This is a genomic window from Microvirga brassicacearum, from assembly GCF_008757455.1.
GTDB lineage: Bacteria > Pseudomonadota > Alphaproteobacteria > Rhizobiales > Beijerinckiaceae > Microvirga > Microvirga brassicacearum.
The window spans coordinates 132,913-156,270 of the sequence record NZ_VCMV01000021.1 but is presented as its reverse complement, the minus strand read 5'-3'; the positions used below and the strand labels follow the sequence as shown (position 1 = coordinate 156,270).

Sequence of the window (23,358 nt, the reverse complement as noted above, 5' to 3'; positions counted from 1 at the left end):
GGAGTGTTCTGATGCGATTTGCTCACTTCTTTGTGGACAGGCCGATCTTTGCCACTGTCCTGTCGATCGTGCTTCTGCTGGTCGGCGGCATCGCCTATACGACGCTGCCCGTCGCTCAATATCCCGAGATCGCGCCGCCGACGATCGTCGTGCGCGCCAGTTATCCCGGCGCCGACGCGCAGACAGTGGCGGCCACGGTCGCGACACCGCTCGAACAGCAGATCAACGGCGTCGAGAACATGCTCTATATGTCGTCCTACTCGACGTCGGACGGTTCGATGGCGCTGACGGTGACGTTCAAGCTCGGCACCGATCTCGATCAGGCGCAGGTGCTGGTGCAGAACCGGGTCGCGGTCGCGACTCCGCGGCTGCCGCAAGAGGTGCGGACCCTCGGCGTGACGACCCTGAAGAGCTCGCCCGATCTGATGATGGTCGTGCATATGCTGTCGTCGGACGAGACCTACGATCAGCTCTATGTGTCGAATTATGCGCGCAACAACTTGCGTGACGTTCTCCTGCGGCTGGAGGGAGTCGGCGATCTCATCATCTTCGGCGAACGGCAATATTCTCTCCGGGTCTGGCTCGACCCGGAGAAGCTCGCAGCGTTCGGCATGACGTCCGGAGATGTGGTGCGGGCCGTGCAGGAGCAGAACGTGCAGGTCTCGGGCGGCTCATTGGGCGCGCAGCCGGCCCCGAGCGACAATGCCTTTCAGCTCGTGGTGAAAACCCAGGGCCGCTTCGAGGATCCGCGGCAGTTCCGCCAGATCATCGTGCGCTCGACCGGCGACGGCAGACTGGTTCGATTGCAGGACGTGGCGCGGGTCGAACTCGGCGCTCAGGATTACGTCACGAACTCGTATCTCAATGGCAAGCCGGCCGTCGCATTGGCGATTTTCCAGCGCCCCGGCACCAATGCGCTCGCGGCCGCCGATGCCATCATCAAGACGATGGGCGACCTCAAACAGAGCTTTCCACCCGGTCTCGATTACGAAATCGTCTATAATCCGACGGAATTCATCGCGGACAGCGTCAGCGCCGTTTACACGACCTTGTTTGAAGCCGTGCTCCTCGTTGTCCTGGTAATCGTCGTCTTCCTGCAATCCTGGCGTACGGCGATCATTCCGATCATCGCGATTCCGGTCTCGCTGATCGGAAGCTTCGCGGTGATGGCGGCGCTCGGTTTCTCGATCAACACGCTGACGTTGTTCGGCATGGTGCTGGCGATCGGAATCGTGGTCGACGACGCTATCGTGGTGGTGGAAAACGTCGAGCGCAATATCGCGCTCGGGCTCAGTCCCTACGACGCCGCGCATAAGACGATGGACGAGGTCGGAGGCGCGGTCGTGGCCATCGCCCTGGTGCTCGCAGCTGTGTTCATTCCAACGGCTTTCATTCCGGGCATTACCGGCCAGTTCTACCGGCAATTTGCGCTGACGGTCGCGGTTTCAACCCTCATTTCGGCATTCAATTCCCTGACGCTTTCGCCCGCCTTGGCCGCCATTCTGCTGAAACCGCATTCAAGCGAGAGGCCACGCAACCGTCTGACGCGGGCTGGCAACTGGGCGGCCAACCGCTTCAACCGCGGCTTCGATTCCATGGCGCGGGGCTACGCCCGCTCGGTCGGGGTGGTGGTGCGGCACAAGCTTATCGTGTGGCCGATTTATCTTGGTCTCATCGGCGGTACCATATGGATCGCGAACGCCGTGCCTCGCGGTTTCATTCCCATCCTCGACCAGGGTTATGCCATCGTGGTCGTGCAGCTTCCCGATGGCTCCTCGTTGTCGCGCACAGATGCGGTGGTCCAGCGGGCCTCCCAGATCATGCGTGAAACACCGGGCGTGCAGGACGCGGTGGCGTTCGCAGGGTTCTCCGGCGCGACCTTCACCAATGCGCCAAATGCTGCTGCCATCTTCGCGCGGTTCCGACCGTTCGACGAGCGGATCGCCAACAATCAACCCGCTGACGCGATCATCGGCCAGTTGTTCGGCCGAATGCAGGAAATCGAGGAGGCATTCATCATCGCCATTCCGCCGCCGCCGGTGAGAGGCCTCGGCAATTCGGGCGGTTTCAGGATCCAGCTGCAGGAACGCACCGGGGACGACCTCGACCGCGTACTCGCCGCGACTTTCGAGTTGATGGGACGGGCACGACAGAACCCGAATCTCGCCGGCGTGTTCACGACGTTCTCGGCGAATTCTCCCCAGATCTATCTTGAAATCGATCGCGTCAAGGCTCGCATTCTCAACGTTCCCATCGCCAATATCTTCGAGACGCTGCAGGTCAATCTGGGCACCGCCTATGTGAACGATTTCAATTTTCTCGGCCGGATCTGGCAGGTTCGCGCGCAGGCCGACCAGCGCTTCCGGGTCGACCAGACCGATATCAACCGCCTTCGCGTTCGGTCATCGACAGGCGCATTGGTGCCGCTCGGAACGCTGGTGGAGATGCGGGACGTCACGGGGCCTGACCTCGTCCAGCGCTACAACATGTTCACGTCGGTTCCACTGCAGGGAAATGCCGCGCCGGGCGTTTCCTCCGGTACGGCACTCGACACGATGGAGACCTTGGCGCGCGACGTTCTTCCGCAAGGGGCGAGTTTCGAATGGACCGAACTGGCGTTTCAGGAGCGGCAGACCGGCAATACCGCCACGTTGATCTTCGCGCTCTCCGTCCTCTTCGTGTTCCTCGTTCTCGCCGCGCAGTATGAGAGCTGGTCGCTGCCAATCGCCATCATCCTTGTGGTTCCGATGGCGGTGCTCTCCGCTCTCATCGGCGTCATGATCCGCGGCATGGACAACAATATCCTGACGCAGATCGGGCTTGTGGTGCTTGTGGGCCTGGCGGCCAAGAACGCGATCCTGATCGTCGAATTCGCAAGGCAGGCGGAGGAGGAGCACGGTCTCGATCCCGCGGCCGCGGTCGTGGAGGCGTGCCGCCTTCGGTTGCGCCCGATTCTCATGACGGCGTTCGCGTTCATCCTCGGCGTGCTGCCGCTCGTCATCGCCACAGGACCCGGCGCCGAAATGCGGCAGGCCCTGGGTACGGCGGTCTTCGCCGGCATGCTGGGCGTGACGGTCTTCGGATTGTTCCTGACGCCGGTCTTCTATGTGACCATCCGAAAGCTCGCCATCTGGCTGAGTCGCAAGACGAAGCAGCCGATCGGCCACCTCAAGGAGCGAGAAGCCGGCGAGTAGTGCACAGCCTCATCCTGAGGGCCGCGCAGCGGCGTCTCGAAGGATGATCCGGCGGTCTCTGGAGACGCCTCGTCCTTCGAGACAGCGCTGTCGCGCTTCCTCAGGATGAGGCTGGGGCCCGGCTGATCCAACAGGGCCGCCGCTACCGTCGGTCAGACAATTCCGGCCGGACGCCCGCACAAGCCCCGGACCGCTGGTCTCGCATGACGAGAGCCCTCAAAAGCGATCCGCTCTTGACCGGTTTGGCGTGGTATGTATTCTGGTATGACCAAGGTATGAATAAATGACCGCTGATCTTGAAATCACGCGGCTTGGGGAGAGTGGCGGCAAGGGGTTCGAGAAGGTGTTTGCCTTCTTGCGCGAGCGTTTGCTCGCAGGCTCATTGCGTCCGGGCGACCGGCTTATCCCTGAACGCGATCTTGCCGCGCAGCTCGGCGTCAGCCGACCGATTCTGCGCGAGGCGTTGCGCGCCCTCACCGTGCTTGGGGTCGTGGAGATCCGCGACCGGGTCGGCACGATCGTGCGCCGGCCGGATCCGTCCGTCCTCAATGATTTCTTCACATTCGCCTTCGCGCAGCAGGCCGAGGTCATCGACGACGTGATGCAGGCACGCATCGCCATCGAATGCCAGGCGGTCCGCCTTGCGGCCGAGCGCGCGACCGTGTCCGATTTCGAGAAGTTGCAGCAGGCGCTCGCGCGCATCGTCGAGACGATCGACGATGCGGATGCCGGCGGCGTGGCGGATTTCGAGTTTCATCGCGCCGTCGTGACTGCGGGAAAATCCGAAACGTTGATCGTCCTGCATCAGTCCCTGTCCGGCATTCTGATGCGCTCGCATCGCGGCCGGCGCGAGCTGCTTCAGGTCTTCGACACGATGAAGACCTACCTGATCGATGACCACCGCCGGATTTTCGATGCCATCATCGGACGCGATCCGGAGCATGCCGAGAAGGTTCTGCGAGAGCATTTCGCGATCGGCGACGACTTCCGCCGTCGCGCCGCGATTGGCGAACCGGGGCGCCGGAGCGCCTCGTCGTGACCAAAATTCAGGAACAAGAGAATATGATGGGACGTGGCGATCAAAGGGGAAAAGTCGGCTTCATCGGGCTGGGAACGATGGGTCGCGAAATGGCAATCAACCTGCTCAAGGCAGGTCACGCTGTGTACGCCTATGACGTGCGCAAGGACGCCATTGGCGATCTTCTCCCCCACGGCGCCTCCGCCGCCGCGCATCCCGCCGATGCTGCGCGGGAGGCTGACATCGTCATCTCGATGCTTCCCGATACCCCGCAGGTCGAAGAGATCGTCTACGGCGAAAACGGACTCCTGGCGTCGCCGCCGCGCGGCCGCCTCGTCGTCGACATGAGCACGATCTCGCCCGTCGCGGTGCGGCGGATGCATGCGGATCTCAAGGCAGCAGGCGTCGATTTTCTCGACGCGCCCGTCTCCGGAGGACCGGTCGGTGCGAAGAACGCTTCGCTTTCCATCATGACCGGCGGCGACGCGGATGCGTTCGCGCGTGCCGAGCCCTATTTCGGCGCGATGGGAACGACGATCACCCATGTGGGCGAGGCGGGGGCCGGGCAGACGGTCAAATTGTGCAACCAACTCGTCTGCGCCATCAATCTCCAGGCGATCTGCGAGGCGCTGGCACTCGGCCGGGCATCGGGGGTCGATCTCGACCAGCTCCGCAACGTGCTGCTCGGCGGATCCGCCGCATCCTGGATGCTCGAGAAGCTCGGCCCGGCGATGATCGCCGGTGATCCTTCGGCCGGCTTTCGCATCGATCTGATGCTGAAGGACCTGCGCCTCGTGCAGGAGCAGGCGCTGTCGCTCTGCGTCCCGCTGCCGGCGACCGCGCTCGTGACAAGCCAGTATGTCGAGGCACGCGCCCATGGCGAAGGTACGAACGGCAATCAGGCGCTCTTCCGGGTCTATGACCGCATGACCAATCAGGCGGCGGCCTGACAGTGGACGGGCGCGCATGAACCTCAATCTGGATTTCGCCGCCATCCTCGAACGATGGCCGGTCTTCCTCGATGGAGCGCTGCTCACGCTTGAACTCGCCTTCATCGCCACGGTGCTGGGCGCGTTGATCGGCGCTCTCGGCGCCATCGGCCGGCGCAGCAGCCATCCGCTCATCGCACGGATCTGCGGCATCTATGTCGAGTCGATCCGCAACACGCCGCTGCTGGTGCAGATCTTCCTCGTCTATTTCGGTCTCGCCAGTCTCGGCATGAAGTTCTCCGCCTTCACGGTGGCGGCGGCGGCCCTGACCATCAATGTGGGCGCCTACACGACCGAGATCATGCGGGCAGGCTTCGATTCCATTCCCCGTGGCCAGATCGAAGCGGCCGAAGGCCTCGCGCTTTCACGCCCCCAGATCTACTGGCACGTCGTCCTGTGGCCGGCGATCGAGAAGGTCTACCCGGCGCTCACCAGTCAATTCGTTCTGTTGATGCTCGCCTCGTCGGTGACGTCGCAGATCTCGGCCGAAGAGCTGACGGCCGTCGCGAATTATGTGCAATCCGACACCTACCGCGCCTTCGAGACCTACATCCTGGTGGCCATCGCGTACGTTTTTCTCTCGTTGATCATGCGCGCAGGATTCTGGTTGCTCGGACTTGTCCTTTTTCCGCGCCGGCGGCGCCTCGGCACCCCGTTGTGAGGAGGCGAAGTTGGGCGGTTCGCTAAACATCAACCATCTCATGTTTCTCGGCCAAGGTGCGCTGTGGACGATCGGCCTATCGCTGATCGGGCTGATCGGCGGCGGCATCGCGGGCTTCATCATCGCGCTCTGCCGCATCTCGCCAAGCCGCGTGGTGCGCCTTCTCAGTGCCGGCTATGTCCAGCTCATCCAAGGCACGCCGCTCCTCGTCATCATGTTCCTGACCTATTTCGGCCTGCCGACTCTCGGCTTGACGGTCTCGCCGCTGACCGCGGCGGGCGCATCGCTCACGATCTATGTCGCAGCCTATCTCGGCGAGATCTGGCGCGGCTGCATCCAGTCCGTCCCCCGGCCGCAATGGGAGGCGGCCGAGGGGCTTGCGCTCAGCCGCGTCCAGCGGATGACGAAAGTGATCCTGCCGCAGGCGGTCCGCATCGCGACGCCGCCGACGGTGGGTTTCATGGTGCAGATCATCAAGAACACCTCGCTCGCATCCGTGGTCGGATTCGTGGAGCTCGCGCGGTCCGGACAGATCATCAACAACTCGCTCTTCGAGCCCTTCCTGATCTACGCGATCATCGCCGTCATCTATTTCGCCCTTTGCTATCCGGTCTCGCGCATCAGCCGTCGGCTCGAGGCGCGCGACGGCCCGGTTCGCCCCATCATCGAGACCGCCTGACATGCGCAAGATATCGAACCCGCCGACCAATTCGCCCGTCGTCTCGCTCAAGGACGTGCACAAGAGCTTCGATAAGTTGAAGGTGCTCGACGGCGTCGATTTCGAGGTCGATCGCGGCGAAGTCCTCGCCATTATCGGCCGCAGCGGCTCCGGCAAGAGCACCGCTCTTCGCTGCATCGACCGCTTCGAGACCATCGACAGCGGCGAGATCGTCGTGTGCGGCCACCGCGTCAACGATCCGAAGCTCAACCTGCGGGCGCTGCGCCAGGATGTCGGGATCGTCTTCCAAAGCTACAATCTGTTTCCTCACCTGACCATCGAGGAGAACATCATCCTCGCCCCCTGTTCGGTGAAGCGTGTCGGCAAGGCACAGGCGAAGGAACAGGCGCAGCAGGTCCTCGCTCAGGTCGGGCTGGAGGACAAACTTCACCAATATCCCGAGCAGCTCTCCGGCGGCCAGCAGCAGCGCGCGGCGATCGCCCGTTCGCTCGCCATGCAGCCCAAGGTGATGCTGTTCGACGAGGTGACCTCGGCGCTTGATCCGGAACTGACCGGCGAGGTGCTGAAGGTCATCGAGGCACTCGCTGCGAACGGCATGACCATGGTGATGGTTACGCACGAGATGGGATTTGCCAGGGGCATCGCCGACCGGGTGGTGTTCATGCATCGCGGCAGGGTTCACGAAATCGGATCCGCCGCGATCCTGACATCGCCGGCGACACCGGAACTTGCTCAGTTCGTGGGCACCGGGCTCTGATTAGACCAAGCAACAAACCAATCTAGGGAGAAAACGAAGATGATGAAGCGCTCGTTCTACACCGTCGCGGTCGCGACGGTCTGCATGGCCGCCCTCGGCTCCGTGGCCGCGCGTGCCGACCTGCTCGACGATGTCATGAAAGCCAGGAAGGTCCGCATCGCGACCGACCTCGCCATCCCGCCTTCCGGCATGGTGGACGGCAACATGAAGCCGACCGGCTCCGACGTCGAGACCGCTCAGCTGCTCGCGAAGGATTGGGGTCTTGAGCTCGAATTCGTGCAGACCACCGGCGCGACCCGCATCCCGAACGTTCAGACCAACAAGGCCGACATCATCATCTCGACCCTGTCGGTGACCCCCGAGCGCGCGAAGGTGATCGATTTCACGAAAGCCTATGCGGCCCTGCAATCGGTCGTGGGTTGCCTGAAGTCGCTCGAGGTGAAGAACTGGGAAGACCTGAAGGGCAAGACCATCGCGGTCTCCCGCGGCACGACGCAGGATACCGAACTGACGAACATGAAGGATCGGAACCTGACCCTCGCCCGCTTCGACGATGACGCCACGATGGTGACCGCCGCGCTCTCCGGCCAGGCCGATTGCGTCGCAACATCCGCAACGATCGTCAATCAGATCGGTGTCAAGAACGCGGCTCGCGCCTTCGAGCCAAAGGTTGTGATCCGCAATTTCGACCTCGCCATCGGCCTGCGCAAGGGCGAGCCGCGGCTCACCGAGAAGCTCAACGAGTGGATCACCACCAACCTGAAGAACGGCAAGCTGAACGAGATCTACAAGAAATTCCACGGCAGCGAACTGCCGGCGGACATGCGCGGATAAGCGTGTCATGACATGTGTCCTGCCGAAGCTCTTTTCGGCTCGGCGGGACACCCATGACGACAGCATTCGAGTGGTGCCCAGTGGCACCACTCTCCTGGAACCACTGCAACAAAGGTATACTACAATGCGTCTCGTGATCGGGTCGGACCATGCTGGATGGACCCTCAAGAAGACAGTTATCGAGCATGTACGCTCCCTCGGACACGAGGTTGTCGATGCCGGATCGTTCGATGAAAAACCCGTCGATTTCCCCGACATCGCCCGGGCGGTCGCGCAAAAGGTAACCTCGGGCGAAGCTGAACGCGGCATCATGGTTTGCGGTACCGGCGTCGGCGCATCGATTGCCGCCAACAAGATGAAAGGTATCCGTGCCGCCGTCTGCCATGACGTTCACTCGGCGCATCAATCGGTCGAGCATGACGACGTGAACGTGATGTGCATCGGTGCCCAGATCGTCGGGCCTTGGCTCGCACAGGATCTCATCTCGTCCTATCTCGAGGCTACCTTCTCGACTGACGAGGATTTCCGCCGCCGCGTGGAAAAGCTCCATGCCATGGACGCCGAAGGTTAGCGCACGACCGCGCGAAGAGGCACATGAGCCATGATCCTTGTCTTCGGATCGATTAACATCGACCTGGTCGCCCGCGTCGCGGCAATTCCCCGGCCCGGCGAGACGGTGCTGTCGCCGCGCTGCGACACGTTGTTCGGCGGCAAGGGCGCGAATCAAGCTGTCGCGGCCGCGCGCGCATCCCTGCCAGGGAGGGTCGCGATCGCGGCCTGCGTCGGCGACGATGCGTTCGGCCAGACCGCTCGCGACAACCTTCGTCGCAACGGGGTTGCGGTGGATTTCGTCGCTGCCAGCAGCGAGCCCACCGGTTGCGCCTTCATCACGGTAGATGAGCGCGGCGAGAACGCCATTACGGTTGCGAGCGGCGCAAACGCTGCGCTGACGGAAGCGGCGGTTCCCGCCTCGGCGATCGACGCCACCACGGTTTCGGTCTTCCAGATGGAGGTTCCCTTCGCGGCCGCCCTCAGCGTCGCCCGGCGCGTCCGCAACGCAGGGGGCCGCGTCATCTGGAATTTCGCGCCGGCACCGGCGGCATTTCGGGCAAGCGATCTCTCCGATCTTATCGGCACAACCGATGTGTTTGTCGTGAACGAACACGAGGCCGTCATGGCGGCGGCGATCCTCGGGCGCGCTACCACCGATATCGAGGAGGCGGGCGCCTTTCTGTCACGGACGGGCGGCGGCATCTGTGTGGTCACTGCGGGTGCGCGCGGCGGGTTCGCGTTCCATCCCGACGGACGGCACGAAACTGCCGCGGTCGCGCCGATCCAACCCGTGGACACAACGGGGGCCGGAGACACCTTCGTGGGCATCTTGGCGAGCAGCCTCGATGAGGATCTTGCGTTCAGCGCAGCTCTCGGAAGGGCCTGTCGTGGAGCTTCGCTGGCTTGCCTTGCGCATGGTGCGCAAACAGGGATGCCGACACGCAGGCAACTCGATCATAGCGCATGAGTTTTGAGCCCGCCGGACCGGCCGCGCAGATTTGCGGCAGACCCGCGTTTCGGCCATAAAAGCCCAACAGTGCTCTGACCCGCCAACGTCCTCCCATCGCCCCTGTTTGGAGTTCCGTCATGGTGCCTTCCATCACGCTCAATCAATCCATCGCCATTCCACAACTCGGCTTTGGCGTTTGGCAAATGGATAACGTCGATGTGGTTCGCCTGGTGAAGATCGCGCTGGATGCCGGATATCGCAGCATCGACACGGCAGCCGTCTACGGCAACGAGGAGGGCGTCGGGCGGGCAATCGCCGAGAGTGCGGTGCCTCGCGACCAGATTTTTGTGACCTCGAAGCTCGCCAATGACAGCCATGGCGCCGACAAGGCGCGCCGCGCCTTCGACGACACGATGCGGAAACTTGGTCTCGATATTCTCGACCTCTACCTGATCCATTGGCCGATGCCGAAACTCGACCGTTACATCGAAACATGGAAAGTTCTCGAGGCATTGCGCTCCGAAGGACGGATCAGGGCCATCGGGGTTTCCAACTTCCAGATTGCGTATCTCGAGCGGCTACTCGCCGAAACGGGAACGGTTCCGGCCGTCAACCAGATCGAGCTGCACCCGACGTTCCAGCAGAAGGATCTCGTCGCGTTTCATCAGGAGCACGGGATCGCGACCGAAGCCTGGAGCCCGCTGGCCAAGGGCGCGGTCGATGAACCCGCGATCCGGGTGATCGCCGGGAAACACAAAAAAAGCCCGGCGCAGATAATCCTTCGCTGGCACATGCAGAAAGGAAATATTGCGATTCCCAAATCGGCGACGCCGGCGCGGATCGTGGAGAATATTTCGATCTTCGACTTTGCGCTGGATCATTCCGACATGGCGGCCATCGAAGGCCTCGACCGTGGCAATCGCCTTGGACCGCATCCGGACCTGCGCTGAAGCGTCAGGCGTTGCGGAAATACCGGCCATCGCGATCGTGAAGTGGACTGACACCAAAATCACCGTGACAGCATCGTCATTCCTTGTATAGGAATTGACTGTAACCTTGCTATTCCAGCCTCTAAACGGGGCACAAAGCTCGCCCCATGCAGCTCAGTTTGGACGGCCCGACCATCGTCTTCACCACCACAATGACGTTGGTGACGCTTGGTCTCATGCTGATCTACAACAGCACTCCACGGCGTGGAGACCCTTCAGTTCGGTTCTGGGGTCTCGCCCTGTTGCTGGGAGCCATGGCGTCGTGGGGCTTCCACAAACGCGGCGAATGGGCAGACATCTGGACCATCGACGCAGCAAATGCGCTGGTCATATTTGCGTATGGGCTGCTTTGGTGCGGCATCCGGCTGTTCGCGAACCGACGAATTTTATATGGAATCGCCTTGGCCGGCCCTGTGCTATGGCTTGCGGCCTGTCAGATTGCCCCGTTTTACGATTCCGCCACCGCCCGCATCACGCTCTCATCGACCTTGAATGCCGGATATCTGATCGCCGCCTCGTGGGAACTCATTCGATTGAGAGAGGCGCTATCCTCCAAGATACCGCTTGTCGGCTTCTTTCTTCTTCACGCGGCGATCACTTTGGCGCGACTTCCCGCGGCGGCCTTTCGGCCTCTCGACGCGGACACAAACTTATTTCACACGCCATGGGTGATGGCCTCCGCGTTGGAATCGAGCGTGTTCCATATCGCTTCCTGCTTTCTTCTGCTCTCACTCGCCAAGGAGCGCTCGGAACACCGATTGCAAAGGCTTGCGGCTCTGGATTCGCTGACCGAGATTTCCAATCGGCGTGATTTCATGGGTGAGGCTGCCCGCCTCCTGCGCAAAGCACGCCGTGCGGGAAAGCCATGCGCCGTCCTGATGATCGACCTCGATCACTTCAAGAAGATCAATGACGAGAGCGGCCATCAGGCTGGCGACGAAGTCCTGAAGTCTGTTGCCATGGTGATGAAGGCAAATGTCAAACCCACGGACCTGTGTGGCAGGATTGGCGGTGAAGAATTCGCCTGTTTGTTGATGGATTGCACGCTCGACGAAGCCTTAGGCGTGGCCGAGCGGTTGCGCGGTGCCGTCAGCGACATGATACCGCGCGTGACCATCAGCATCGGGTGCGCATCAACCGATCACCATCCGCTCGCCGATCTCGAGATCTTGATCGGCGTGAGCGATCGGGCGCTGTACGCCTCCAAGAATGCCGGCCGCAATCGGGTGACCGCCGCTCTGGCGGCTTAAAGCGGCGCTGCGCCGTTCCTGGACATCCCGCTTGCATGGTAAAACAGAAGAGTGCTAAGCGTTGAGCCTTCCACAGGGGTGCTCCGTATTGCCGGGGCTGAGATGATGGCGCGACGCCATCGGACCCTAAAGCTGATCTGGGTAATGCCAGCGGAGCGAGGTGACGATGTTTTCCGGTGCACAGATTTCCCTTTACCCTATGACGGACGATTTCGTCGGGGTGATCCTCGGCGCGATCGAGGCGCTTGAGCCGTACAGACCGTCGTTCCGGATCGAGACTGACGATATCTCGACCCTGATCGTCGGGCCGCCCGAACAACTCTTTCCCGCCATGCGCGATTTGTTTGTCAAAGCTGCCGGCAGCGGCGTCCATTGCGTTCTCGCCGCCACCGTGTCGCGCGGCTGCCCGGGGGAACCGGACGATCCGATTTGCGCGCCGCTCGGGCCATCCGCCCATCAGCTGCCGCTTGCCGCACGCATCGACGCCGCGGTTGCCCACGTTTCGGCGGCTAACCGGACGGGCCAGGACGTTGCTGCCCAATTCTCGCTCTATCCGCTCGGCAACGGGCATCACATGGACGAGATCTACGGCTGTATCGCGTTCCTGAAACAATCGGGCGTGTTCGACCGCTCGAAGAATTTCTGCACCCGATTGCGCGGAGATGCGGGCCTGGTTTTCGCGACGTTGAGCGAGGCGTTCCTGCGGTTTGGCGCGCCCGAAGGCCATGTGGCGCTGGACCTGAAAGTGTCCGCAAACAGCCCAAGCGCCGCTTGAAGCGCAACGCGGATCGCCAGCGATCCCTTTCTGCCATCTTTTCCTCCAAAACCGGAAAATCGATATGTCTGACAAGCAAGGCTGGAGCCTACGTGAAACGCTCATCATCACGGTTCTGGGGGCGGTCTTCGCCGTCCTCTATCTCGGCTGGGTGCAGGTGTGGCTGATCGCTCAGGCGTTGTTCGGCTCGCTCACCATGGATGTCGTCATGGGTTTCTGGTTCGTCGTCTCGATCGTCGCGGCGGCGATCATCCGAAAGCCAGGTGTCGCCTTCACGGCGGAAGTCCTGGCATCGCTCGTCCAGATTCTCCTCGGAAGCCCTGCCGGGCTGCTGCTCCTCGTCACGGGCGCGGTGCAAGGCGCCGGCGCGGAAGTCGTGTTCGCCGCCACGAGATGGCGCAACTATTCGCTGCCGGTTCTGATGGCGGCGGGCGTCGGCGCGGCAATTTTCTCCTTCGCCTATACGTGGATCCGCTTCGATTACGGCGCGCTGCAACCCACGATTCTGATCGCCATGTTCGTGCTGCGGTGCCTGAGTGGCGCGTTGCTGGGGGGCCTTCTCGGTCATCTCATCGTGCGCGCCCTCTACAAGACCGGCGTGTTGGCGGGACTTGCGATCGATCATGACATTCGATCTGTCCACGCCTGAGGCCAGTTCGGCCGCGGAGTGGCGCGGCGTCGACGTGCGATATCCGTTCGCCGGGCGCAATGCGGTCGGGCCCCTCGATTTGCAACTCCGACCGGGCGAGCGGGTGCTTCTGCTCGGCGCCTCGGGGTCGGGCAAGTCGACATTGCTGCTCACGCTGACGGGACTGCTCCCCAACAGCATACCCGCGGAGGTCGGCGGCGAGATCACCATCGGGGGGATCGACGTCGGATCGCGGGAGCCGGCCGGATGGGCACCCGAGGTCGCGCAATATTTTCAGGACGCCGACCAGACGCTTTGCGGAATGCGGGTCGAGGACGAGATCGCCTTCGCGCTCGAAAATCGTGCGATGCCGGAGGCCGAGATCGCGGCGGTGATCGGGGATGCCATGCGTGAGGTCCGGTTGCCGGAGAGTTGGCGCCAGCGCCGCTCGTCGTCTCTCTCGGGGGGCGAACGGCAATTGGTGGCCCTGGCCGCGACGCTTGTGCAGGACGCTGGCATTTTCGTTGCCGATGAACCCACCGCACATCTGGCGCCCGAGGCGGCGAATCGCCTTCACGCCCTACTCGCGAAGGCGCCCGCAACCCAGACGATGCTGATCGTGGATCACCGGCTCGACGGCCTGATCGAGACCATTGATCGAATGGTCGTACTGGGAGCCGACGGCACCATCATCGCCGATGGTGTTCCGCGCACGATCTTTCGCGACAAGCGCGCGGTGCTGGCGACACTCGGCATCTGGCGTCCTGCGGCCGCGGAACTCGATGGAGAACTCACCAGGATAGGCCTCGCGCCGCCGATCGCGCCCCTGTCGATCGAGGAGGCACTGGCCCATCTCGATCCATCGCATGCGCCGCAATCTGCCATTGCACGGGCAAAGCCCGTCGTTGCAGCGTTCGTTGCCGCATGTGCGGCGCCTGCGGATGCGGCCGTCACCGACGCTCCCGTGGCGGCTGAATTGCTCGACGCCGCCTGCGCGCCGTTCCTCGGACCCGTCGTGTTGCGCAACGTCGATTTCAGGATTCGCGAAGGGGAAACCGTCGGCATTCTCGGCGCGAATGGCGCCGGCAAATCAACGCTTGGTTTGTGCCTTGCCGGATTGCTCCCGGTGAAAAGCGGAAAGCGGCAGGGTGCCACCGGCGGGGTCGCGTTTCAGCGTTCGGAGAACCAGTTCGTCGGCGGAACCGTCAGCGATGAATTGCGCGCCGCATTGCCACCGCGGATCGGTGACGCCGAACAAGCCCGGCTCGTCGCCGAGACGTTGGAGAAGTGGGGTCTTGGCGGATTGGGTCGGCAACACCCGTTCGAATTGTCACAAGGGCAGAAGCGCCGCCTTGCGCTGGCGACGCTCACCATCACGGATCGCTGGCCCTTGCTCGTTCTCGATGAGCCGATGGCCGGGCTCGATGCCGCCGGCGCGGCTGCTTTGACGGCGCAAATAGCCGGCTTGTGCCGACAGGGCCGCGCTGTGGCGGTGATCACTCACGACATGGATCTCGCATTGCGCCTTTGCCCGCGCTCCATCGTGGTGGGCGAAGGGCGCATCCTCGCGGACGGACCCACCGGCGAGCTATTGCGGGATGCCGACCTGCTCCGCCGAGCCGATCTGGCCGAACCGTCGTCAGCCGCCGCCAGGCGATGGCTGGACCGGGTCGCCGCGTGTTGAACGCGCTTAACCCTTTGAGCAAGCTCGCGGTCTGCGCGATCTGGCTCGCGGCGTCGGTGCTGATCTTCGACGCATGGTTTCAGATTGCCGCCATCCTTCTGGTGTGGCTCGTTCTGATCGTCTTCCAGCGCACATCGCCGTTGGTTCTGCTCGCTCTGATGGTGCCATTCTGCCTGTTCGGCCTTGGCTTTCTGACCACGAGCGTCCTCTTCCGCCAGGAGAGCGACTTCGCCGTGCAGGTCGCGAGCGAGACCCCATTCGGGTCGCGCGCCTTCTCCGCAGGCGTCAACTTGTTCCTGAGAGCCATCGCCTGCGGGATGATTTCCACCTTCTTTGCTCTGACGACCGATCCAGGTGCTTTTGTGAGGGCATTGATGGCCTATGCGAAGCTGCCGCCACGGATTGGCTACTCGCTCTTTGCGGTCATGCAACTGGTGCCCGATCTGGCAGCCGAGGCGCAGCAGATGCGATTTGCCCGAGCGATGAAATCAGGGCGCGCGCCGCGGCGTATCCCGGGACCGTTCGAGGCGGTCAGCCTCGTCATCCCGCTTCTGGCGTTCGGGATCCGGCGGGCCGGGCGAACCGCCATCGCCATGGAAGCGCGCGGCCTCGCAACGGGAACGCCACGCACGCTCACCAACGTGCCGAAATTCTCGGTCCGCGACGCCGCCTTCGTCGCCATTGCGCTTGCGATACTCGGTTCGCTTACGGTGGCGACCGGCCGGTGATCTGTCGTCCGGTCAAAGGTAAGGCGGAGTGCAGGCGCTGACGACTTCGCAAGGCTCGTCTCCGACATTGCAGAAACGATGGGGAATCCGGCTGTCGAACAAATAGGCATCACCCGAGCGGAGGATCTGGACCTGATCCCCGACGGTGATTTTCAACGATCCGGTGATGACGATGCCGCCCTCATGGGAGTTGTGTTCGAGCATCATCGGCCCGGTATCGGCGCCGGGCTCATAGCGCTCGTGCAGGATCTGCAATCCGTGCTCGCGCGAATTGCCGACCTGCCGAAGTGTCATCCGCTTGTTGTTCTGCTTGTTGATGTCGCTGAGCTTCGACGTCAGATCGATCAACTCGTGCGGGCTGAAGAAGACCTTGCTCTGCTCCTTCGTTTCCTCCTGGAAAAAGTCTGCCATCGTCATGGAGACGCCCCCCAGAATCTTGCGCAAGGACGCGACCGACGGACTGTTCCTGTTCTGCTCGACCATTGAAATCAAGCCGTGCGTGACCCCGGCGCGGATCGCCAGCTCCCTCTGGGAAAGGCGCGCCGCCGTCCTGATCTCCTTCAGTCGCGCTCCAACGTTGAAGTCCATCTGATTATCCAATGATTGCGGGTGCCGGTGCGCTCAAGATCGACGTCACATTGCTTCGATCACTCTCGGGCAGGATGCGCCCTCGATTGAGAATGTTCAGGGGGTCGACCGCCTGCTTGATCGAGCGCATGAAGGCGAGTTCCGACGGCGAACGACTGAGCGGCAGGTAGGGCCGCTTGAGGACACCGATTCCGTGCTCGGCCGAGACGCTGCCGCCGACCTCTGCCACGATGCCATACACGACCTCGTTGATCGCCTGCCCGATCATGTCGTCGAAGCCGGGCTTGTAGACGGCGATATGGATGTTGCTGTCGGCGATGTGACCAAACACGATCGGAATCGCGTCCGGCCATTGGGCGGCGACGCCTTCGCGGAGCAACGCGACGGCGTCAGACATACGGCCGAGCGGAATGCTGACGTCGAAATGCGAGCCTTTCGGCAGCACCCGCCCGAACTCGTAATTGGCCTCGCGATAGGACCAGAACCGTCGTCGGTCATTCTCGGATCGGGCGATGATGGCAGTCGGAAGAGTGCCGTCTTCCATGAACGACGCAAGCGTTTCGGCGAATGCCTCCTCGCCAGAAGGATCGTCGCCCATGGCGGCCTCCAGCAGGAGCGTCAATTCGAAGCCGTCTTCGAAAGGTTGCGCCAGCCCGAATTGGCCGGTGGCGACCTCCATATACTCCCGCCACATGGCCTCGAAGACGAGAAGGCGACCCGGCATCAGGGCGTCGAACCGGCGCAGAACCGCCAGGGCGTCGGAAAAGCTTGCGACGCCGCAGAGCGCCGACTGGATCCCGCGCGGGCGGGGGTACAAGGCGACGACCACCCGCGTGATGATCCCGAGGGTCCCTTCGCTGCCGATAAATAACTGTGTCCAATCGTAGCCGGCATTGTTCTTCAGCATCTTGTTGAGCGACCGCAACACCTGTCCATCCGGCAGCACCACTTCGAGGCCGAGCACGTTGCGCCGGGTCATGCCGTAGCGAAGAACCTGGTTGCCGCCGGCATTCGTCGCGACGTTCCCGCCGATGGTGCACGTTCCGCGCGCTCCGAGATCGATGCCGCACATGAGGTTCGCGTTTTCGGCTGCTGCCTGGATCGTCGCCAGCGGCGTCCCGGCGAGTGCCGTCAACGTGCCGCTTTCAACGTCGACCTCCTCGATCCCCACCAGGCGTTCGAGCGACAGGGCGATTTCACCGTGGCGGGGATGTGCACCGCCCGCGAGGCCCGTCATTCCACCCTGGGGAACCACCGGACAGGCAAAGGAATGACAGATCCGCAGGCAGGTGGAGACCTCATCGGTATTACGCGGGAGGAGAAGAGCATCTGGCGGCACAGGAACTTGCCCGCCGGCATCCGCATGATTTCGCGCCGGAATATTCCCGCCCGTCCTCACGACGTCGGCGCCAAGCGCGGTAACAAGGGCTGCGATCACGTTGCTCATGAGATGGTCCTTGACGGGCACTGCCGGTCCCTGAAGGCGGTGCCGCCCGCGTCCCGCGGTTAGTAACGGAAGTCTATTCTGCTTAAAATTCTATACAAGACGAGATCGGCTTTGTCAGCGCCGTGCCCATTGATGCCTGTCGATGAGGCAGTCATATGCCCTTGCCTTGGGCCAAAAGGCCAATCGGCGTGCAGTCCGCACGAAGGCCCGCGAAAGACCGTAAATTCTACCGCCGGTTGATTGCGCCGCTTAAAATCTTGAGCAAAGCTGACGCAAGGGAATAATCAATACCAAAAGCACAGGGAAGCTCCAATGAGGCAACTCCGATTGTCGACGTCCCGATCGCGGAGCGGTCGATTGCGCGCCTGATTGCCCCTCCGCTCAGGTCGGAACGCGCCACCGGAGCGCGCCCGCTTGTTTGAACCATTCGGCCGCACTGGCCTGGGCCAAAATTCCACGAAGCACAATGAAGCCTGTCGCGGGCGTCAGAGGAACGGAAACAGCCACCATGTCTAACGCCGACATCATCATTTCCGGAGGGCGCATCTTCTCCGGACTCGCGGAAGGTTTCGTGGCGGCGCTGGCCATCAGTGACGGTCGTGTGCTGGCGGCCGGAAAGGAAGCCGATATCGCGGCTCTTCGCGGGCCGCAAACCCGGATGATCGATCTCGCCGGCCGCGTCGCCATTCCGGGATTGAACGACGCTCATATGCACCTTCTGCCGGTCGGCATTGCGATGACCGAGGTGAATCTGCGGGTCGAAGAAGGCGTGCGAAGCATCGACGAGATTCTCCGGCGTCTTGCCGCAGAGGCAAAGAACAAGGGGCCCGGCGAATGGGTCGTGGGTCGCGGTTATGACCACAACGAGCTCGCCGAACGCCGCCACCCGACAATCGAGGAGCTCGATCGGATCGCTCCCGACAACCCGGTTTACATCAAGCGCACCTGCGGCCATGTGGGCGTCGCCAATTCACAGGCTTTGCGCGCTGCCGGGATCGGACACGACACGCCCAGCCCTGACGGCGGTCTGATTGAAAGACGCGACAACAAGCTGACCGGCCTCCTGGCCGAACTGGCGATGCGTCCCATCGTCAATGCGATGCCGAAGCCGTCCAAGGCCGAACTCATCCGCGCGATCGAGAAAGCCGGCCAGTTCATGCTCTCGCAAGGCTTCACCAGCGTCATGGACGCGGGCGTCGGCATGCTTGCGGGCATGGATGAGATTGCGGCGTACGAAGAGGCTGCCGAATCCGGCCGGCTTCCGGTGCGCACCTGGGTTTGCATCTATGGAAATCCGGACGGCATCGGCGATGAAGCGCATGCTGCCGGCTACCGGTTCGGCCGCGAGGTCGGGATCCTGCGCTACGGCGCGATGAAAGTCTTCGGCGATGGCAGTGCGGGCGGCCTGACGGCCGCGATGAGCGAGCCGTATCTCGTCGGCGATCCGGACAATCGGGGCATTTTCTGCTTTACCGACGAGGAGATGCACGGATACCTCGCGCATTATCACGCCCTCGGCTACCAGCTCGCGATCCACGCTATCGGCGATGCGGCGATCGAGCAGGTTCTGTCGGGGATTGAGAAAGCCGGCAGCCCGGAAAACCCGATCACCGGCCGCCGTCATCGCATCGAGCATTGCGGGTTTCTCTCCGACGATCAGCTCGCACGCATGGTCGCCGCGGGGATCGATCCCGTGCCGCAACCGCTCTTCATCTATGAATTCGGCGACCTCTACATTCGCAACGTCGGGCAGGAGCGCACCGACGCATCCTATCCCATGCGCAAGTGGCTCGATGCCGGCCTTCATCCGGCGGCAAGTTCCGACGCGCCGGTATGCAACACCGATCCGTTCAAGAACCTCTTCACCATGGTGACGCGCCAGTCCAAAAACCACACGGTGCTCGGCGAAGGCGAACGTCTCACCATGAAGGAGGCGGTCCACGCCTACACGTTCTGCGGCGCCTATACCCAATTCGCCGAGGACCGCATGGGCCGGCTCGTGCCGGGCCAGTTCGCCGATATCGCGATCCTGTCGGAAGACATCTTTGCCTGTGACCCGCAGACGCTCGAGACTGACGTGCGCTGCGACATGACGATTTTAGGCGGTGAGGTGGTGTTCGACCGAGCAGGCCAGCTCGTGCGCGCAGCGGAATAGGCCGGATCGATGCTACGCCACACTGCGGAGCGCTTGCTGCTCGCCATTCCTGTCCTGTTCGGGGTGCTTCTGCTCGGATTCGTCCTGATGCAGGTCGTCCCCACGGATCCTGCCATCGTGCGCGCGGGACCGACCGCCACCATGGACATCATCGAGGCGATCAGGCGCGACCTCGGACTCGATCAGCCTCTCTGGCGACAATTTCTGATCTATATCGGAAAACTCGTGCAGGGGGACCTTGGCGTTTCCATCATCAACAACGTGCCGGTGACGCAGGAACTCGGCGCCACCATCGGGCCGACGCTCGAATTGATGCTTGCCTCGCTGATCTGGGCGATCCCGCTCGGCATCCTGATGGGAACCATCGGGGGCTATTATCGCGGCACGTTCCTCGATCGGGCCATCATGGCGGTGTCAGTTGCGGGCGTATCGGTTCCGGTCTTCTTCCTCGGCCTCGTGCTGATCTGGTTGCTCGGTTTCCAGTACCAGATCTTTCCGTTTACCGGGCGCGGCGGGCCGCTTTGGACCTGGGAAGGCATCAAGGCGATCGTCCTGCCGGCATTGACACTCGGCGGCGTCTTTGTCGGCCCGGTCGCGCGCATGACGCGTTCGTCGGTGCTTGACGTGCTTGGCGCAGATCATGTTCGCACGGCGCGCGCCAAAGGTCTTCCCGAGCGCCAGGTGGTTTCGCGTCACGCCTTGCGCAATGCCCTTGTCCCGGTTGTGACGCTCATCGGCCTGCAGATCGGGTTCCTGCTTGGCGGCGCCGTCGTCACCGAGACCGTCTTCAGCTGGCCGGGGATCGGTCGCCTCGCGGTGGGAGCCATCCTGTCGAGCGATCTGCCGATGGCGCAAGGAACGATCATCGTCCTCTCCCTCGGCTTCATCATCGTGAACCTCGCCGTCGATGTTCTCTACGCCGTGCTTGATCCGAGAGTGAGGAACGCGTGAGCAAGAGCGCCACAATGCCACAAGCGGATGTTGCCGTTGCTGTCGCTCACCCGGAGGACGATGCGCGTCGCCCGTCCGTCCTGCTGCTGCTTGCCCGCGAGCCGAGCGCCTGTTTCGCGCTCGTGACCGTGGTGGCGGTGTTGCTGGCGGGGCTTTTCGCGCCCTGGCTTGCGCCCGGCGATCCCTATGGCGGCGACCTCGCCAATATGCTGAAACCGCCCGACACAACGGATCTTCTCGGGACCGACGGTCAGGGAAGGGACATGATCACGCGGCTGCTCTACGGCCTGCGGACGACCCTCTTCATGGGGTTCACATCGGTCATCTTCGGGTGCGGCATCGGCGGCGTCATCGGGTTTGCGGCCGCCTATTACACGCGCGTCTCCGGGATCCTGATGCGGTTGATGGACGTGCTCCTCTCGTTTCCGGCGATTCTCTTCGGCCTTGCGATCGCTGCCATTTTCGGCCCCGGGCTCACATCCGTGATCATCGCTCTCTCGATCGCGAGCGTTCCGCTGATGGCGCGGGTCGTGCGTGGTGCCGCGATCGTGGTGTTGCAGCAGGATTATGTGGAAAGCGCCCGCTCGCTCGGAATGAGCGACGCACGGCTGATCCTGAAGCATCTCTTGCCGAACTCGCTGTCGTCGATCTTCGTTTTCGTCACTCTGCGCTTCGGCCAGGTGATTCTGCTCGGGGCGGCCTTGTCGTTCATCGGGCTTGGCGCGCAGCCACCCACGGCCGAACTCGGCGCGATGGCCTCGGAAGGCCGCGACTTCCTGTTCTTCGCGCCGCATGTGTCGGTCCTGCCGAGCCTGCTCATCTTCATCGTCGTTCTCGCGTTCAACGTCCTTGGGGACGCGTTGCGCGACGCGCTCGATCCGAAGCTCCACAAATAATCAACTCAAAGAGGGAAAACAGAGAGTCATGCACATGTCATTGAGGACCGCGCTCATCGCCGGAACAGCAGCCCTTTGCGTTGGCGCCGTGCCCGCAATCGCGCAGCAGAAGAACCCGCTCGTGATCCTGCGCGTCATCGACGCCGACAATTACGATCCGATCAGATCGACATCAACCGCCGCCGCCGAAGTCGCCTACATGCTCGCCGACACTCTGGTGAGCATCGATTTCGACATGAAGACGATTCGCCCGCTTCTAGCCGAATCATGGGAGATCTCGCCGGACGGCAAGACCTATACGTTCAAGTTGCGCAAGGATGTGAAATTCTGCGACGGGCGGCCGATGAAGGCGGAGGACGTGGTCTATTCGGTCAAGCGCTGGACCAATCCGGCGAGCCGCTCGCCTGTCGCCAACCGCGCCGGTCCGCTCAAGGACGTCCGGGCCACCGATGATTACACGGTCGTCTACGAGCTGAAGGAACCCTACAGCGATTTGCTGGCCCAGCTGGGTCTCTCCTTTGCGTCGATCGTCGACAAGAACACAGTTGAAAAGCTCGGCGAAAATTTCGGCGTGCAAGGCTTCAACGCTACCGGCCCCTATTGCTGGGTAAGCTGGACGCCGCGCCAGGAAGTCGTGCTGAAGAAGAACCCCCACTACACATGGGGTCCGGACATCTACAAGGATCCCAAGCCGCAGATCGACCAGATCGTGTGGCGCGTCATCCCCGAGCAGAATACGCTGATGGCGGCCATGCAGGCGAAGCAAGCCGACATCACCTATTACATGCCCTACATCGCGCTCGATACGATGCAGCGCGTTCCCGGCACGCAGGTGCAGCAGCAAAAGAACTACGTCTATGACGCGTTCATGGGCTTCAAGGTCGACAAACCGGTCGTCAGCGACGAGGCTATTCGCCGTGCCGCCAACATGGCGATCAACCGGGACGCCATCGCAAAGGCGGTTTATTTCGGCAAGGGTACGGCGCTGCATTCGCTGCTGAACCCGAATGTTCTCGATTTCGATAAGAAATCCGCCGAGCTGATGCCGAAATTCGATCCCGCGGCCGCAGCGAAACTTCTCGACGACGCTGGCTGGAAGGTCGGTGCAGGCGGCATTCGTGAGAAGGACGGCAAGAAGGCGGCCTTCCTCGTCTACGGTCTGCGCAATGCGGTGAATCCAAGGATCTCCGAAGCGATGCAGGCCGACCTTCGCAAGGTCGGAATCGACATGAGCATCCAGCTTTGGGATGCGACTGTCGGCTGGGGCAAGCTTGCAACGCAGGAATTCGACGCCTTCCTCATGTCCTATCCGGCGGTGACGGCCAACGAGGCTCTGAACCTCTATTTCAGAAGCACGCAGGCTCCGACCCCGAACCGGATGAACTGGAAGAACGAAAGCACCGATTCGCTGATCGCCAAGTCGACGACTTCCACGGATGATGCGACGCGGACGCAGGCCAACGGCGCCGTGCAGCGCCAGCTGACCGAGGCGAACGTTTGGGTTCCGCTTGTGTCGGAACCCATGTGGCTGGTCTCGGGTGATCGTGTCGAAGGGGCCAAGCCGCACGGCCTCTATGGTGCCGGGCTCTACAAGGGCCTCGACATCAAGCTGAAGCGCTAAATCCATCATTCAC

General features: G+C 62.5%; 21 protein-coding genes and 1 riboswitch. Of the genes, 19 read left to right on the top strand and 2 right to left on the bottom strand.

All coding sequences use genetic code 11. From position 1 onward, the window contains the following. Positions 1-11: 11 nt before the first annotated feature. From FEZ63_RS14080 to FEZ63_RS14010, 15 genes are all read left to right on the top strand, one after another. The gene (locus tag FEZ63_RS14080; protein WP_150945497.1) at positions 12-3,194 is read left to right on the top strand and encodes an efflux RND transporter permease subunit; all 3,183 of its coding nucleotides are present in this window, start codon (positions 12-14) and stop codon (positions 3,192-3,194) included. A gap of 283 nt (positions 3,195-3,477) precedes the next feature. Further along, complete coding sequence (locus FEZ63_RS14075; protein WP_150945496.1) at positions 3,478-4,233, top strand: FadR/GntR family transcriptional regulator; 756 nt, start codon at positions 3,478-3,480, stop codon at positions 4,231-4,233. 26 nt (positions 4,234-4,259) lie between these two features. After that, on the top strand, positions 4,260-5,162 hold the full coding sequence (locus FEZ63_RS14070) for an NAD(P)-dependent oxidoreductase (protein ID WP_244622805.1): 903 nt from the start codon (positions 4,260-4,262) through the stop codon (positions 5,160-5,162). A 16-nt stretch (positions 5,163-5,178) separates the two neighbouring features. Further along, entirely contained in the window at positions 5,179-5,862 is a 684-nt protein-coding gene (locus FEZ63_RS14065; protein ID WP_150945495.1) for an amino acid ABC transporter permease, read from the top strand. 10 nt (positions 5,863-5,872) lie between these two features. After that, positions 5,873-6,541 carry an amino acid ABC transporter permease gene (locus FEZ63_RS14060; protein ID WP_150945494.1) on the top strand — a complete coding sequence of 223 codons (669 nt, stop codon included), beginning with the start codon at positions 5,873-5,875 and terminating at the stop codon, positions 6,539-6,541. A 1-nt stretch (position 6,542) separates the two neighbouring features. Further along, on the top strand, positions 6,543-7,298 hold the full coding sequence (locus FEZ63_RS14055) for an amino acid ABC transporter ATP-binding protein (protein ID WP_150945492.1): 756 nt from the start codon (positions 6,543-6,545) through the stop codon (positions 7,296-7,298). Between the two features lie 84 nt (positions 7,299-7,382). Continuing rightward, a complete protein-coding gene (locus tag FEZ63_RS14050) occupies positions 7,383-8,132 on the top strand; it encodes a transporter substrate-binding domain-containing protein (RefSeq protein ID WP_244622804.1) in 750 nt (249 codons plus the stop codon). A gap of 124 nt (positions 8,133-8,256) precedes the next feature. Then, complete coding sequence (gene rpiB, locus FEZ63_RS14045; RefSeq protein WP_150945489.1) at positions 8,257-8,703, top strand: ribose 5-phosphate isomerase B; 447 nt, start codon at positions 8,257-8,259, stop codon at positions 8,701-8,703. A 30-nt stretch (positions 8,704-8,733) separates the two neighbouring features. After that, a complete protein-coding gene (locus tag FEZ63_RS14040) occupies positions 8,734-9,651 on the top strand; it encodes a ribokinase (protein WP_150945487.1) in 918 nt (305 codons plus the stop codon). 119 nt (positions 9,652-9,770) lie between these two features. Beyond that, the gene (locus FEZ63_RS14035) at positions 9,771-10,583 is read left to right on the top strand and encodes an aldo/keto reductase (protein ID WP_150945485.1); all 813 of its coding nucleotides are present in this window, start codon (positions 9,771-9,773) and stop codon (positions 10,581-10,583) included. Between the two features lie 146 nt (positions 10,584-10,729). Beyond that, a complete protein-coding gene (locus FEZ63_RS14030; protein WP_150945482.1) occupies positions 10,730-11,872 on the top strand; it encodes a GGDEF domain-containing protein in 1,143 nt (380 codons plus the stop codon). Positions 11,873-11,936: 64 nt separating this feature from the next. Next, a riboswitch (TPP riboswitch) is annotated at positions 11,937-12,048 on the top strand. Further along, positions 12,039-12,647, top strand: a complete 609-nt coding sequence (locus FEZ63_RS14025) for a YkoF family thiamine/hydroxymethylpyrimidine-binding protein (RefSeq protein WP_150945480.1) — start codon at positions 12,039-12,041, stop codon at positions 12,645-12,647. (Overlaps the previous riboswitch by 10 nt.) Before the next feature lie 64 nt (positions 12,648-12,711). Next, the gene (locus FEZ63_RS14020) at positions 12,712-13,296 is read left to right on the top strand and encodes an ECF transporter S component (RefSeq protein ID WP_150945479.1); all 585 of its coding nucleotides are present in this window, start codon (positions 12,712-12,714) and stop codon (positions 13,294-13,296) included. Beyond that, the gene (locus tag FEZ63_RS14015; protein WP_150945477.1) at positions 13,271-14,959 is read left to right on the top strand and encodes an ABC transporter ATP-binding protein; all 1,689 of its coding nucleotides are present in this window, start codon (positions 13,271-13,273) and stop codon (positions 14,957-14,959) included. Before FEZ63_RS14020 ends, FEZ63_RS14015 begins: the two co-directional genes overlap by 26 nt. Next, positions 14,953-15,687 carry an energy-coupling factor transporter transmembrane component T family protein gene (locus tag FEZ63_RS14010; RefSeq protein WP_150945475.1) on the top strand — a complete coding sequence of 245 codons (735 nt, stop codon included), beginning with the start codon at positions 14,953-14,955 and terminating at the stop codon, positions 15,685-15,687. Before FEZ63_RS14015 ends, FEZ63_RS14010 begins: the two co-directional genes overlap by 7 nt. Positions 15,688-15,699: 12 nt before the next feature. Here the strand turns inward: FEZ63_RS14010 and FEZ63_RS14005 are convergent, their stop codons facing one another. Further along, entirely contained in the window at positions 15,700-16,275 is a 576-nt protein-coding gene (locus FEZ63_RS14005; protein ID WP_150945472.1) for a cupin domain-containing protein, read from the bottom strand. A gap of 4 nt (positions 16,276-16,279) precedes the next feature. Further along, positions 16,280-17,722: an FAD-binding oxidoreductase gene (locus FEZ63_RS14000; RefSeq protein WP_150945470.1), complete on the bottom strand. Its 1,443-nt coding sequence runs from the start codon at positions 17,720-17,722 to the stop codon at positions 16,280-16,282. A gap of 508 nt (positions 17,723-18,230) precedes the next feature. Between FEZ63_RS14000 and FEZ63_RS13995 the strand changes: the two genes are divergently transcribed. From FEZ63_RS13995 to FEZ63_RS13980, 4 genes are read left to right on the top strand one after another with little or no spacing between them, the layout of a single operon-like run. Beyond that, on the top strand, positions 18,231-19,877 hold the full coding sequence (locus tag FEZ63_RS13995; protein ID WP_150945468.1) for an amidohydrolase: 1,647 nt from the start codon (positions 18,231-18,233) through the stop codon (positions 19,875-19,877). Between the two features lie 9 nt (positions 19,878-19,886). Continuing rightward, the gene (locus FEZ63_RS13990) at positions 19,887-20,828 is read left to right on the top strand and encodes an ABC transporter permease (protein ID WP_150945466.1); all 942 of its coding nucleotides are present in this window, start codon (positions 19,887-19,889) and stop codon (positions 20,826-20,828) included. A gap of 14 nt (positions 20,829-20,842) precedes the next feature. Further along, positions 20,843-21,724: an ABC transporter permease gene (locus FEZ63_RS13985; RefSeq protein ID WP_150945464.1), complete on the top strand. Its 882-nt coding sequence runs from the start codon at positions 20,843-20,845 to the stop codon at positions 21,722-21,724. Positions 21,725-21,758: 34 nt separating this feature from the next. Then, positions 21,759-23,345 carry an ABC transporter substrate-binding protein gene (locus tag FEZ63_RS13980; RefSeq protein WP_201274173.1) on the top strand — a complete coding sequence of 529 codons (1,587 nt, stop codon included), beginning with the start codon at positions 21,759-21,761 and terminating at the stop codon, positions 23,343-23,345. The last annotated feature ends 13 nt before the right edge of the window (positions 23,346-23,358 follow it).

Coding starts and splice junctions, on each gene's coding strand:
- FEZ63_RS14000 (WP_150945470.1), bottom strand. CDS start 17,722: ATGAGCAACGTGATCGCAGCCCTTGTTACCGCGCTTGGCGCCGACGTC.
- FEZ63_RS13995 (WP_150945468.1), top strand. CDS start 18,231: ATGTCTAACGCCGACATCATCATTTCCGGAGGGCGCATCTTCTCCGGA.
- FEZ63_RS14015 (WP_150945477.1), top strand. CDS start 13,271: ATGACATTCGATCTGTCCACGCCTGAGGCCAGTTCGGCCGCGGAGTGG.
- FEZ63_RS13980 (WP_201274173.1), top strand. CDS start 21,759: ATGTCATTGAGGACCGCGCTCATCGCCGGAACAGCAGCCCTTTGCGTT.
- FEZ63_RS13985 (WP_150945464.1), top strand. CDS start 20,843: ATGCCACAAGCGGATGTTGCCGTTGCTGTCGCTCACCCGGAGGACGAT.
- FEZ63_RS14020 (WP_150945479.1), top strand. CDS start 12,712: ATGTCTGACAAGCAAGGCTGGAGCCTACGTGAAACGCTCATCATCACG.
- rpiB (WP_150945489.1), top strand. CDS start 8,257: ATGCGTCTCGTGATCGGGTCGGACCATGCTGGATGGACCCTCAAGAAG.
- FEZ63_RS14035 (WP_150945485.1), top strand. CDS start 9,771: ATGGTGCCTTCCATCACGCTCAATCAATCCATCGCCATTCCACAACTC.
- FEZ63_RS14075 (WP_150945496.1), top strand. CDS start 3,478: ATGACCGCTGATCTTGAAATCACGCGGCTTGGGGAGAGTGGCGGCAAG.
- FEZ63_RS13990 (WP_150945466.1), top strand. CDS start 19,887: ATGCTACGCCACACTGCGGAGCGCTTGCTGCTCGCCATTCCTGTCCTG.
- FEZ63_RS14050 (WP_244622804.1), top strand. CDS start 7,383: ATGGCCGCCCTCGGCTCCGTGGCCGCGCGTGCCGACCTGCTCGACGAT.
- FEZ63_RS14070 (WP_244622805.1), top strand. CDS start 4,260: ATGGGACGTGGCGATCAAAGGGGAAAAGTCGGCTTCATCGGGCTGGGA.
- FEZ63_RS14065 (WP_150945495.1), top strand. CDS start 5,179: ATGAACCTCAATCTGGATTTCGCCGCCATCCTCGAACGATGGCCGGTC.
- FEZ63_RS14080 (WP_150945497.1), top strand. CDS start 12: ATGCGATTTGCTCACTTCTTTGTGGACAGGCCGATCTTTGCCACTGTC.
- FEZ63_RS14025 (WP_150945480.1), top strand. CDS start 12,039: ATGTTTTCCGGTGCACAGATTTCCCTTTACCCTATGACGGACGATTTC.
- FEZ63_RS14040 (WP_150945487.1), top strand. CDS start 8,734: ATGATCCTTGTCTTCGGATCGATTAACATCGACCTGGTCGCCCGCGTC.
- FEZ63_RS14005 (WP_150945472.1), bottom strand. CDS start 16,275: ATGGACTTCAACGTTGGAGCGCGACTGAAGGAGATCAGGACGGCGGCG.
- FEZ63_RS14055 (WP_150945492.1), top strand. CDS start 6,543: ATGCGCAAGATATCGAACCCGCCGACCAATTCGCCCGTCGTCTCGCTC.
- FEZ63_RS14030 (WP_150945482.1), top strand. CDS start 10,730: ATGCAGCTCAGTTTGGACGGCCCGACCATCGTCTTCACCACCACAATG.